Raw genomic sequence first — 11,931 nt, 5'->3', positions numbered from 1 at the left:
TTTGATAAGCTGCGCCTCGCCGCAACGGGCTGGGAGCATGCGTGGATACGATCTTCATCGATCAGTTGGCCATCGATACCGTCATCGGGTTGTACGACTGGGAGCGCCGGATCCGGCAACGGGTGATCGTCGACCTGGAGATGGATTTCGACATTCGCCAGGCCGCGGCCAGCGACGACGTGGACAAGACGCTCGACTACAAGGCCGTCGCCAAACGCGTGATCGCCTTTGTCGAGGCGAGCGAGTTCGATCTGGTCGAAACGCTGTCGGAGGGCATCGCGGCGGTCATCCTCGACGAGTTCCCGGTCACGCGGGTTACGCTGCGCCTGGATAAGCCGCATGCGCTGCGCGGCGCGCAGGGGGTAGGCATCCGGATCACGCGGGAGCGCGGTCGATGACGGAAGTCGTGGTCGGTGTCGGCTCCAATATCGAGCCCCGGCGGCATGTGTGTGCTGCGCTCGGACGGCTGGCCGAGCGCTTCGGCAGGCTTGATGTGTCCCCGGTCTATAGTTGCCCGGCGGTTGGTTTTTCGGGCGCCGATTTCGTCAATCTCGTGGTGGCGTTCGACACCGGCGAGCCAATCGAAGCAGTCCAGGCCGGTCTGCGCGCGATCGAGGCCGAGGGCGGACGCGATCTTGCCGCGCGCGATGGTTCGCGAACGCTGGATCTCGATATGCTGCTGTTTGGCGACACCGTGTTCGACAACGGCGATATTCGGGTGCCTCGGGCCGATATTCTCGATTACGCCTTCGTCCTGCGCCCGCTCGCCGAGATGCGCCCGCAGGCCCGGCATCCAATCGATGGCCGAAGCTATCGCGAACTCTGGGCGACCTTCGATCGGCCGGACCAGCCATTGACCGAGATCACGCTCGACGCGCTGCGTGCGCAGTAGGATTCGTCAAAGATATTCGCGGGCCGAGAGGCCGGCCCGCTTGCGCGACGCGCGTCCTGGCCGGGCGGTTTGCGGACGTCGCGGCGCGTTTTGCCTCGTGCCAGACCATCGTCCGGCACAACACGGGAACCGACATGCCTCGGGCTTGACCCGTCGTAGTGGTTGCCGGCCCGGTGAGCGGCCGTGATCGGGGTTATCGTCCCAATCGCCGTCCGCCGTCCACCGCGATCACGGCCCCGGTCTGGTAGTCGTTGTCCAGTACGGCGCGCACCGCGCGATAGATGTCTTCCGGCGCGCCGGTGCGACCGAGCGGTGTGCTGTCGAGCACCTGGGTGCGCTGCTCCGTATCGGCCCAGTCCTCGAAGGTGATCGGCCCGGGCTGGATGACATTGACCTTCACCGCCGGCGCCAGCCGCTTGGCAAAGGCGATCGCCAGATTCTGCAGACCCGCCTTGGTGGCGCAGTAAATATCGTACTGCGGCGCCGGGTTGTCGGCATAGATATCGGTGATGTGCACGATGTCGCCGGCGCCCTCGGCCGCCCGAATACGATCGGCCAGCCGGGTGTTGAGCAGATAGGGCGCGCGCATGTGTACCTCGAAGAACGCCTGGAACTGTGCGGACGCCGCCTCGGCATCGTCGTCAGTCGGCGAGAACGCCGAGGCGTTGTGGATGAGGGCGCGAATACGCGATGCACGCCCGGCGATCGCGTCCGCCACGGCCAGAATCGAATCGGTGTCGGCGAAATCGCCCTGAATCGCGAGCGCGCCGCGATCGGCCAGACCCGCGATGGCCTGCGTGGGGGTTCGATATTGCGCGATCACGGCGAAACCGTCGTCGAGGAACCGATGCGCCAGGTGGGTGCCCACGTTGCGATTGGCCCCGGTGACGACGACCGGGGCCGTTTCGACGGCGGATTGCGGGTCGGTCATGGTTGCGCTCCGGCGTCGGTCGGGGCAGTGGTGAGTGCGGTCGCGATCGCGCGGATGCGTTCCTGGCGCAGAACCCGGCCGATCTCCGGGCCCTTCAGGCCGCGTTCGGCCAGCGCCGCGCCATCGATGTCCACGGCCGCCGCCCGCGCGGCCTGGATCCGCCCGGCCTGCGGGTAGGCGCGATCCTCATAACCGAGCCGGCCGCGCACGTCCGCGGCGCATACCGCGATCAGATCCTCGAGTCGTTCGGGCCGGCGAAAGGCATCCATGGCTTCGAGCAGTTTGAGGACCGTGCCCGGCCTGAGTTCGTCGATGCGGTGCAAGTGCGTGTGCCAGCGCGTGATCAGGCGCGCGGTTTCACGCAGGCGCTTGGGTACGCCGAGGCGCGCGCTGGCGGCGTCGGTGGGCGCGACGCCGCGTTCCTCGTGGCCGCGATGGCCCGGCAGCAGCCCGGCCGGTGTGGCTGCCTTGCCGAAGTCGTGACAGATCGCGGCATAACGCGCCGCCAGGCTGGCTTCGGCCCGGGCGCATTGGGCGAGTACCAGCAGCGTATGCACACCGCTGTCGATCTCGGGGTGGTATTGCACCGGTTGCGGCACGCCGAACAGTGCATCCAGTTCCGGCAGTACGACGGCCAGGGCGCCGGTCGCGCGCAGCAGGTGGAAGAAAAGCTGGGGTTCGGCGCTCATCAGGGCGCGCTCCATCTCGGCCCAGACCCGCTCGGGCACCAGATGATCGATTTCGCCGGCAGCAACCATTTCGCGTGCCAGCGTCATGGTTTCCTCGGCCACGGTGAAGCCCAGCGGCGCGAAGCGGGCGTAGTAGCGCGCCAGCCGTAACAGCCGCACCGGGTCCTCGGCAAAGGCGTCGGAGACATGCCGAAGCACGCGCGCATCGAGGTCGGCATGGCCGCCGTAGGGGTCGATCAGCGTGCCGTCGTCGGCGCGCGCCATGGCGTTGATGGTCAGATCGCGCCGGGCGAGGTCGGCCTCCAGCGTGACGTCGGCGCCGGTGTGGAAAACGAAACCGTGATAGCCGCGCCCGGACTTGCGCTCGGTGCGCGCCAGCGCGTGTTCCTCGTGCGTATCCGGGTGCAGGAAAACCGGAAAATCGCGCCCGACCGGCGTATAGCCGGCTGCGGTCATCTCTTCCGGCGTAGCGCCCACCACGACCCAGTCGCGATCGGAGATCGCCAGCCCCAGAAATGCGTCGCGTACGGCGCCGCCGACCAGATAGCGCTGCATCAGAAGGTCGTCTGGGTGTCGTCGGGATAGCTCGGTTTCACATCGTCGATGCGTTTGTCGAGCGGGACGACGGATTCGGACAGACGATGCTGGAACACGGTCATGTGCGACATGGCGCGCTGTACGTAATGCCGGGTTTCCGTGTACGGGATATTCGCGATCCAGATATCGGCCGGCATATCGGCGTCGGGCAACCAATGCACGATCTTGCCCGGGCCGGCGTTGTAGCTGGCCGTGGCCAGGGCGATGTTGCCCGACCAGTCGGCCAGCATGTCATGCAGATAGCGCGCGCCGAGGCTGATGTTGGTGGACGGGTCGTTGAGGTCGTGCGTCGACGGCGCGGCCCGGCCCATGGCCCGGGCGAGGTGGTCGGCCGTGCCGGGCATGAGCTGCATCAGGCCGTGCGCGCCGACCGGGGAACGCACGGTCGGCTGAAACAGCGATTCGGTGCGCATGATGGCGAATACATAGGCCGGGTCCAGCCCGTTGTTGTGCGCGGCGCGGCGCACATCGGCCGCGAACGGCGTCGGATAGCGGATATCCAGATCGTCCCAGTAGCCGGCCTTGGCCAGGGTGGTGATGGCCCGGGCGTACCACTGCCACTGATAGGCAAGCTTCGCGGCCTGGGCCAGCTCGGCCGAATCCAGGTTCGCGATCAGGTGCCGCCATTCCAGATAGGCATCGTGGGTCATGCCGAGCTCGTGCAGCTCGTGGGCACGCGCGAGCGCCGGGTGGGCCTCGACGCGGGCCAGCGCCGCCGCGTTGTCCGGCACGGGCTGTGCGTTGAAGCTGTAGCCGTGCCCGATCGCATCGGCGGCGAGATAGCCGTGATAGGAGCGATGGGCCGCCAGGCGCTTGTAGATCGCGCGGGCCTGCTGTTTCCGGCCCGTTTTCGCCAGCGCGCGCGCTTTCCAGTATTGCCATTGTTCGTCGCTGGCGGCCTCGGCCGGCAGGCTGTTGATGGCATCGAGCACCAGTGGCCAGCGCTGCTGATAGACCGCCGCGCGAATCTCCCAGCCCAGCGCGTGTTCGTCGCCGGCCATGCGGGCATGATCGATACGCGCGAACCACAGCAGCGCCTCGGGACGATGATCCTCGGCATACAACAGCGCGACATAGCGCCGCATCCGGTAGCGCCGGGTGTCGTTGAGCCCGAGCCGGGCGACCAGCGGCTTGATCAGGCCGGCGGCGCGGTCGAGGTCGCGCAGGGCCAGTCGCTTGAACGCGTAGACTGCGATGTCCGGGTCGAGATCGGCCGGGGCGTCAGTCAGATGCGACGGTGTTTCGGCGACATCGAGCCAGCGATCGATGGTCGGGGTATCGGCGGTCGGCATTTGCCGCGAAAGATAGCGCGCCAGGCCGTATTGATCGTTCAGGATTGCCGCGTGGGCGCGTTGGCGGATCACCGCGGCGGTCAGCCGGCCGGTATGCTTGAGCCAGGCGAAGACCGGGTCACAGGCCGAGGGTTGGCTCTGGCCGACGGTATACAGGTCGATCGCTTTGCCGGCGGGTGAGCGCCCCAGCTCGATGGCCGCGTGTACTGCCCGGCACTGCGCGCTGGTGCCGTCGGAAGCGCGCGTTTCGTCGATTACCCGCTGCCACCGGTCACGATTGGCGAGGTTGGCGATCCAGGCATGACGCAGCCGCTGCGATGGCGGCAGGTCGGGATGGGCGGCAATGAAGTGCGCGATGCGCGAATCCAGCCCCTGGCCCGGGTTGATGCTCAGCTCGGCCCGGAGCTGGGTGGCTTCAAGATAATCGTAGAGTGGATAGTCGCGCAGATCCGCGACTTCGGCCGATTTCTGGTCCAGGTTGCCGTGACGCGCGGCAGACAGGGCGTCGAGGAATTCGCTGCGCGTGGCGTTGCTGCTGGCGGCGTGGGCGAGCCCGGCACAAGCGAGGCCGGCGGCGATCAAGAGCGCGCGCATGGCGGATCGGAGTCGGCGGATGATCGGGCGAGTGTACCGTATCCGCTGTTGGCGTCGGGGCCCTAGGAGGCGTCCAGGATGGCTTCGTCGGCGTTGCTGGCGACGGCGTCCGGCAACAGCGTGACCCCGGCGGGGTCGCATTGCATCACGGCCGCGCGCAGGGCCGTGATCGCCTTGGGCCGCGGGAAGCTTCGGCGCCAGGCGATGGCGATCTGGCGCTGCGGGGGCTCGCCGGCGAACGGCCGGGTCTCGAGCAGACGCGACTCGGCGGCCAGATTGGGGATCGACGAGCACGGCAGGACCGTCACCCCGAGGCCGCTGGCGACCATATGTCGAATGGTTTCCAGGCTGGAGCCGGAGCGGGCTCGATTGGCGTCCTCGGATTCGCGACATTCGGCGCACAGCGCCAGCACCTGGTCGCGGAAGCAATGGCCCGGCCCGAGCAGCAAGAGGTTGTCGCGCGCCAGCTCATTGGGCTCGATGGCATCGCGTTCGGTCCAGGGATGATTCTGTGGCATGACCACCACGAACGATTCATCGTAGATGGGCCAGGTCGCCACGCCCGGCACCTCATACGGCATTGCCACGATGACCGCGTCGAGCTCATTGTTACGCAGCTGCTGGGTGAGGTTGCCGGTGAGATTCTCCTCGATGATCAGCGGCATCTCGGGCGTGCTCTCGCGCAGGCGCGGGATCAGGTGCGGTAGCAAATAGGGGCCGACGGTATAGATCACGCCGAGCCTGAGTGGGCCCTTGAGCTCGTCGCGGCCCTGTTCGGCCACCGCTTCCAGCGCGCTGACCTCGCCCATCACGCGATAGGCCTGTTCGATGATGCGCCGGCCGATCGGCGTGACTCGGGCCTCGCCGCGGTTGCGCTCGAACACGGTCACGCCGAGTTCGCCCTCCAGCTTCTTGACCGCAACCGACAGCGTCGGCTGACTCACGAACGCGCGCTTGGCCGCACGACCGAAGTGGCGCTCCTTGTCGAGCGCGATCAGATAACGCAGTTCGGTGAGTGTGATATGCATCGTCTATCAAGCTTATAGTCTATTCCGCCGCCAGCCAATCACGCGGCACCAGAAAACGTTCGGTGAGGGCCGCCTCGGGCGAGTCGGGCTCGGGTTTGAAGCCGTACTGCCAGGCCGCCAGCGGCGGCATCGACATGAGGATCGATTCGGTGCGCCCGCGCGACTGCAGGCCGAACAGCGTGCCCCGGTCGTAGAGCAGGTTGAACTCGACATAGCGCCCGCGCCGGTACAACTGGAACGCGCGCTCGCGCTCGCCCCAGTCGTGATGCCGTCGTTTTTCCACGATCGGCGCATAGGCTTCGATGAAGCCATCGCCTACCGACTGTACGAAGGCCAGCGCGTCGGCGAAGCTCAATTCGTTGAAGTCGTCGAAGAATAGCCCGCCGATACCGCGGGTTTCGTTGCGGTGCGGCAGATAAAAGTATTCGTCGCACCAGTGCTTGAAGCGCGGATACAGATCCTTGCCAAACGGTGCGCAGGCGGCGTGCGCGGCACGGTGCCAGGCCACGGCGTCGTCGGTGAACGGATAGTAGGGGGTCAGGTCGAAGCCGCCGCCGAACCACCAGACCGGATCCTCGCCCGCCTTTTCGGCCACGAACAGGCGCACGTTGGCGTGTGACGTCGGGACATAGGGGTTGCGCGGGTGGATGACCAGCGACACGCCGGTGGCAATGAACGAGCGCCCGGCCAGCTCGGGCCGCCGCGCCGACGCCGAGGCCGGCAGCGCACCGCCCAGCACGCGCGAGAAATTCACGCCGGCGCGTTCGAATACCTCGCCGTCGGCCAGGACGCGGGTATCGCCGCCGCCGCCCTCGGCGCGGGTCCAGGTGTCGGCATGAAAACGCGCGCTGGGTTCGAAGGCGGCCAGACGTTCGACGATGCGGTTCTGCAGGTCGCGGAAATAGGCGGTCGCGGCATCGGGGTCGGCGACGTCGCGCGCAGGATTGGATTCAGCCACGGATGGTCTCGTTGGTACTGGCGTTGCGGATGGTACTGGCCCGGCCGGGCGTGTCGGCGCGTCCGCCCAGCACCATGTCGATCCGGTCGCCAAAGCACGCCCGGGCGCGCCATGGCGAGTCCACCGGCGGTCGGCCGGAAACATTGGCGCTGGTGGAGACGATCGGACCGCCGAATTCGCCACACAGGGCGCGTGTCAGCGCGTGGGCCGTCTCGCGCAGGGCGATCGTGGGCTGGCCGCCGGTCAGCCACTGCGGTGCACCGGCCCGCGCGGGCAACAGCCAGGTGGTCGGCCCGGGCCAGGATTCGACGGCGCGTTGCCAGGCGGCGCCGGCATCGGGGGCGACCAGCGGCGCAAGCTGGGCCGAGTCGGCGGCGACCACGATCAGTCCGCGCGCGACGTCGCGCTGCTTGGCGGCGATGACGCGCCACACCGCATCCGCATCGAAGGCGTCGGCGGCCAGGCCCCAGACGCCTTCGGTGGCGTGCGCGACGATGCCGCCCTCGGCCAGTGTGCGCGCCGCCCGGCGCAGTCGATGCGGCGATACATGCATACCGTTCATGTCGGGTCCCCCGGAAACGAGACCGGGTCACCGGGGCCACGGCCCCGGGCGGCGACCCGGAAAACGGCCTCGAATTGTACGCTGGATCAGCGGCCTGTGGGCTGCACCGGCGCTGAATCCGGTCAGCTGGAAGCCGGCCCGCTGGATGACTTGCCGCGGCTCGAACTGGTCTTGCCTGTCTTGGTCTTGGCCGCGCTCTTGCGGGGCGATGCGCTTTTCGACGAGGCTGCTTTTTTGGCGGCCGTCTTGCCGTTGCCCGTCTTGCTGTTCGAGGTCTTGGCCTTCGATGCCGTCGTCTGGCCGGTCTTGGCGCTACTCGAGGCCTTCTTGCTGGCGCTCGTCTTCGCGTTCTTGCGGCCGCGTTTCTTCTTTTCCGGCGCCTTGGCGATGATCTCCCGGCACTGCTCGAGCGTCAGCGATTCGGGCTCCATGTCCTTCGGCACGCTGGCGTTTTTCTTGCCGTCGGTGATGTAGGGGCCGAACGGGCCATGCTGGACCTTGATGCCCTCGGCCTCGAAGTGCTTGATCAGCTTCTTGGCGTCGGCCTCCTTCTTGGCGGCGATCACCTCCAGCGCGCGCTCTTTCGAGATCGTGTAGGGGTCGTCTTCCTTGAGCGAGGCGAATTTCTTGCCGTAGCGCACATAGGGGCCGAAGCGGCCGATATTGGCCTGGATGTCTTCGCCCTCGGGGGTTTGGCCGAGGTCGCGCGGCAGGTTGAACAGATACAGCGCCTCGTCGAGCGTGATCTTGTCCATGTCCTGGCCCTTGCGCAGGCCGGCGAACTTGGGTTTGTCCTCGTCGTCCTTGGTGCCGATCTGCACGAACGGGCCGTAGCGGCCGATGCGCACGATCACCGGCTTGCCGGTCTTGGGGTCGGTGCCGAGTTCGCGGGCCTGGGCGACCTCCTCGCGCGACAGATCCTGCTTGGCCTCGATCTGGTCGGAGAAGCGTTCCCAGAACTCGGCCAGCAGCGGGCGCCATTCCTGTTCGCCGCGGGAGACCGCGTCCAGCCGATCCTCGAGATTGGCGGTGAACTCGTAGTCGACGTAACGGGTGAAGTGATCGGTCAGGAACTTGTTGACGATCTTGCCCAGCGGCGTCGGCATGAAGGCCTTGCCGTCCATTTCCACGTATTCGCGATCCTGCAGTGTGGAGATGATCGCGGCATAGGTGGACGGCCGGCCGATGTCGTATTCCTCGAGCGTCTTGACCAGCGCGGCTTCGGTGAAGCGCGGCGGCGGCTCGGTGAAATGCTGGGTCGGCACGATTTCCTGCAGGGCGATCGTTTCGCCTTCTTCCAGCGCGGGCAGGCGCTTGTCGTTGTCGTCCTCGGCCTTGTCGCCGTCGTCGCGGCCCTCCTTGTACACCGACAGGAAGCCGGCCTCGCGCAGCGTGCGTCCGCTGGCGCGAAACAGATGCCGGTTGCCGGCGTCCGCGGCCAGATCGGCCGAGACCGTGTCGAACAGCGCATGCACCATCTGGCTGGCCACGGTGCGCTGCCAGACCAGTTCGTACAGCCGGAACTGGTCGGAGGTCAGGTATTGCTTGATCTCGCTCGGGATGCGCGCGCTCGCGGTCGGGCGGATGGCCTCGTGGGCCTCCTGCGCGTTCTTCGACTTGGTCTTGAAGGTGCGCGGCGAATCCGGGAGATTCTTGTCGCCGTACCGATCACCGATGGTCTGGCGGATTTCGCTCACCGCCTCGGCGGCGAGACTCACCGAGTCGGTCCGCATGTAGGTGATCAGGCCGGTTTCTTCGCCGTCGCCGAGCTTGACGCCTTCGTACAGGCCCTGGGCGGTGCGCATGGTGCGCCGGGCGTTGAAGCCGAGCTTGCGCGCGGCTTCCTGTTGCAGCGTGGAGGTGGTGAACGGCGGCGACGGATTGCGCCGGCGCTGTTTCTTTTCGACCCGGGCGACGCGCAGTTTGCCCTTGGCCGCGGCCACCAGTTTTTCGTAGGCGGCGTCCGCGCCGCCCTGGTCGTTGATCGTGAACTGCTCGATCTTTTCGCCGTCGAGCTGGGCCAGCCGCGCGGAGAAGGGGATGTCGTCCTTCTCGGCCTTGGCCTCGATGCGCCAGTATTCCTCGGGCACGAAGGCCTCGATCTCGGCGTCGCGCTCGCAGATCAGCCGCAACGCCGGGCTCTGCACGCGGCCGGCCGACAGGCCGCGCTGAACCTTGCGCCAGAGCAGCGGCGAGAGGTTGAAGCCCACCAGATAGTCGAGCGCCCGGCGCGCCTGCTGGGCGTTGACCAGATCGTTCGAGATCGAGCGCGGGTGCTCGACCGCGTGGGCCACGGCGCGCTTGGTGATCTCGTGAAAGACCACCCGCGCCACATGCTTGTTTTCCAGCAGGCCGCGATCCTTGAGCAACTCCAGCAGATGCCAGGCAATCGCCTCGCCTTCGCGGTCCGGGTCAGTCGCGAGCAGCAGCGTGTCGGACTGCTTCAGCGACTTCGCGATCTTGTCGACCTGTTTGGCGTTGCGGTCGATGATGTCGTAGTGCATCGCGAAGTCGTTGTCGGTATCGACCGCGCCTTCCTTCGGGATCAGGTCGCGCACGTGGCCGTACGAAGCCAGGACCTGATAGTCCTTGCCCAGATATTTCTCGATGGTCCGGGCCTTGGCCGGGGACTCCACGATGACGAGATTTCGGCTCATCGACTCACACTTGAAAGGGGATGGATAAGACGGCAACAACACCGCGTGGCGAACCCTAGCACAGCCTTTGAAGCACGCGCGATGCGCCAGCGTCAAGATACGTCGGCCGGGCGAGGCGGATCGAGCGCGTGGTTTTCAAGCCGTCGAGGCGGCCGCAAACAGCCTGTCGACGTCGAACTTCGACAGCCGCCGGCCGGCGCGCCCCATGCGGACAGCGTTAAAAGACCCTAATGACTCGCGCCCGGGGCCTCGGCGTGAAGCATGGCTTCCATCCGTGCCTGCGCGGTCTCGTGGCCGTCGGCGGAGGACAGCACCATCATCACGACCCACTTCACCTGCTCGAGCTCGGCGCCTTCGTACTCATCGTCGACCAGCGCCATCAGCCGGTCGATGGCCAACTCGCGGTTGGCCGCCGAGAGCACGCCGGCGCGCTCCAGCCGCACGATGTAACCGCGGCACTCGGCATCGAGCACGTATAGTTCCGGCCCGGCATAGATACGGATGCTGTCGTTCGAAGGCGGCGTGATCGGCGCCCGGCCTTCGGGCTGGGCAGCGCGCAACCAGTCGAAGGCGTCGTCGATCTCGTCGGGGAAAAACCCTGCGTCGCCGAGATCCCGGCGGACGTCGCCGGTCGCGCCGACGTCCGTCAACGAAAAGTTCTCGAACAGATACAGCAGGACGTCCAGGACATTTTCGTTCATGCCGCCAACTTTACCATGATCATTGCAACGGGCGGGCCGATGACGCGCGTGACGACTCAGCCCGAACGAACGTAGGCGCCGCCGGCCACGGCCTGTATGCGTCCTTCGAGCTCCAGTATCAGCAGTGTCGAGGATACGGCGTCCGCGGGCCAGCCGGTGCGCGCCACCAGATCATCGACGCGCACCGGATCGTGGCCGACGGCCGCGAGCAGTTCGGCGGTATTGTCGTTTCCGTCGGCCTCCGGCGCTTCGGGATTCTGCGTGCTGGCGCGCGGCGCCGGGCCCCGGCGATAGCCGCCGATCGAACCGGCGATCTCCTCCAGGATGTGGTCGGTCGTTTCGACCAGCTTGGCGCCTTCGCGAATCAGTTGATGACAGCCGCGCGCCAGCGGATTGTGAATCGAACCGGGCAGGGCGAAGACCTCGCGGTTGGCCGCACTGGCCATGCGCGCGGTGATCAGCGAGCCGGAGGCGCGCGCCGCCTCGACCACCAGCGTGGCGGTGCACAAACCGGCGATCACGCGATTGCGCCGCGGGAAATTGCCACGCAGCGGCTGGGTGCCGAGGCCGAACTCCGACAACAGCAGGCCGCGTTCGGCGATGCGTTCGGCCAGCGCCTTGTTGGCCGCCGGATACACCCGGTCCAGCCCCGTGCCGGTGATGGCGATGGTGTAGCCATCGGCAGCCAGCGCGCCTTCGTGCGCGGCGGCATCGATGCCGCGGGCCAGGCCGGAGACCACCACCAGTCCGGCCGCTGCCAGCGCGCGCCCGAATTCATGTGCGGCGTCGCGCCCGGCGTGGCTCGGATTGCGGCTGCCGACGATGGCGATGGCCGGATAATCCAGCAGATCGAGATCGCCCAGCGCGTACAGCCACGGTGGTGGCGGATCGAGTTCGGCAAGCGCCGGTGGATATGCCGGATGGTCGAGTGTGAGGAAATGGTGTCCGTCCTCGGCCAGCCAGGCCTCGGTTCTCGCCATCACATCGCCGGGCGGGTCGGCCAGCGCCCGGCGCGCTGGCGCCGGCAGCC

At 67.1% G+C, this 11,931-nt stretch carries 11 protein-coding genes; 2 read left to right on the top strand and 9 right to left on the bottom strand.

The features are described from left to right. Positions 1–41: 41 nt before the first annotated feature. Complete coding sequence (gene folB, locus ACS8YF_RS10255; protein ID WP_440850125.1) at positions 42–398, top strand: dihydroneopterin aldolase; 357 nt, start codon at positions 42–44, stop codon at positions 396–398. Then, on the top strand, positions 395–892 hold the full coding sequence (gene folK / locus ACS8YF_RS10250; protein ID WP_440850124.1) for a 2-amino-4-hydroxy-6-hydroxymethyldihydropteridine diphosphokinase: 498 nt from the start codon (positions 395–397) through the stop codon (positions 890–892). The genes folB and folK overlap by 4 nt, the downstream gene beginning before the upstream one ends. A gap of 193 nt (positions 893–1,085) precedes the next feature. Here the strand turns inward: folK and ACS8YF_RS10245 are convergent, their stop codons facing one another. The 9 genes from ACS8YF_RS10245 to dprA all read right to left on the bottom strand — a co-directional run. Then, positions 1,086–1,823 (bottom strand): SDR family oxidoreductase, encoded by a 738-nt coding sequence (locus ACS8YF_RS10245; protein ID WP_440850123.1) that lies wholly within the window; start codon positions 1,821–1,823, stop codon positions 1,086–1,088. Then, positions 1,820–3,067, bottom strand: coding sequence for a multifunctional CCA addition/repair protein (locus ACS8YF_RS10240; protein WP_440850122.1), 1,248 nt, complete (start codon positions 3,065–3,067; stop codon positions 1,820–1,822). The genes ACS8YF_RS10245 and ACS8YF_RS10240 overlap by 4 nt, the downstream gene beginning before the upstream one ends. Then, positions 3,067–4,995, bottom strand: a complete 1,929-nt coding sequence (locus ACS8YF_RS10235) for a transglycosylase SLT domain-containing protein (RefSeq protein WP_440850121.1) — start codon at positions 4,993–4,995, stop codon at positions 3,067–3,069. Before ACS8YF_RS10235 ends, ACS8YF_RS10240 begins: the two co-directional genes overlap by 1 nt. 62 nt (positions 4,996–5,057) lie before the next feature. Continuing rightward, positions 5,058–6,017, bottom strand: coding sequence for a hydrogen peroxide-inducible genes activator (locus tag ACS8YF_RS10230; protein WP_109995234.1), 960 nt, complete (start codon positions 6,015–6,017; stop codon positions 5,058–5,060). A gap of 25 nt (positions 6,018–6,042) precedes the next feature. Then, entirely contained in the window at positions 6,043–6,981 is a 939-nt protein-coding gene (gene hemF, locus ACS8YF_RS10225) for an oxygen-dependent coproporphyrinogen oxidase (protein ID WP_440850120.1), read from the bottom strand. Next, positions 6,974–7,543, bottom strand: a complete 570-nt coding sequence (locus tag ACS8YF_RS10220; RefSeq protein ID WP_440850119.1) for an L-threonylcarbamoyladenylate synthase — start codon at positions 7,541–7,543, stop codon at positions 6,974–6,976. Before ACS8YF_RS10220 ends, hemF begins: the two co-directional genes overlap by 8 nt. Before the next feature lie 122 nt (positions 7,544–7,665). After that, positions 7,666–10,200, bottom strand: coding sequence for a DNA topoisomerase I (locus ACS8YF_RS10215; protein WP_440850118.1), 2,535 nt, complete (start codon positions 10,198–10,200; stop codon positions 7,666–7,668). A 227-nt stretch (positions 10,201–10,427) separates the two neighbouring features. Beyond that, positions 10,428–10,901, bottom strand: a complete 474-nt coding sequence (locus tag ACS8YF_RS10210) for a DUF494 family protein (RefSeq protein ID WP_440850117.1) — start codon at positions 10,899–10,901, stop codon at positions 10,428–10,430. Between the two features lie 56 nt (positions 10,902–10,957). Next, the coding region (gene dprA / locus ACS8YF_RS10205) for a DNA-processing protein DprA (protein ID WP_440850116.1) at positions 10,958–11,931 on the bottom strand (974 nt) is incomplete at its 5' end.

Origin of the sequence: Salinisphaera sp. SWV1 (assembly GCF_052044155.1) — a bacterium.
In the GTDB taxonomy this organism is placed as follows: domain Bacteria; phylum Pseudomonadota; class Gammaproteobacteria; order Nevskiales; family Salinisphaeraceae; genus Salinisphaera.
The sequence above is the reverse complement of the archived record's forward strand: the minus strand, read 5'-3'. Positions and strand labels throughout refer to the sequence as shown.